At 58.7% G+C, this 225-nt stretch carries 1 pseudogene; it reads left to right on the top strand.

Going from position 1 to position 225, the window contains the following annotated elements:
• Positions 1–225 (top strand): annotated as a pseudogene (locus AX735_RS26760) (IS110 family transposase); the annotation flags it as partial.

Here is a 225-nt window from a genome sequence, read left to right as displayed (position 1 = left end):
CCAAGACTTCTGTCATTGTCAGCGTTGAGCTCAGCAAGCGCAACTGGCTTGTTGCCTCGCTCTCGCCAGGAGCGGCGAAGCCTTCGCTGCGGACAATTCCTGCCGGGAACAGCGCGGCACTGATCAGTCACCTTCGCAATCTTGAGTGCAAGGCCGCTGATCGTATCGGCGAACCTGCCGCCATTCGCCTGTGCTTCGAGATTGGATATGATGGCTTCTGGCTCG

Origin of the sequence: Blastomonas sp. CCH1-A6, assembly GCF_001556365.1 — a bacterium.
In the GTDB taxonomy this organism is placed as follows: domain Bacteria; phylum Pseudomonadota; class Alphaproteobacteria; order Sphingomonadales; family Sphingomonadaceae; genus Blastomonas; species Blastomonas ursincola.
The sequence above is the reverse complement of the archived record's forward strand: the minus strand, read 5'-3'. Positions and strand labels throughout refer to the sequence as shown.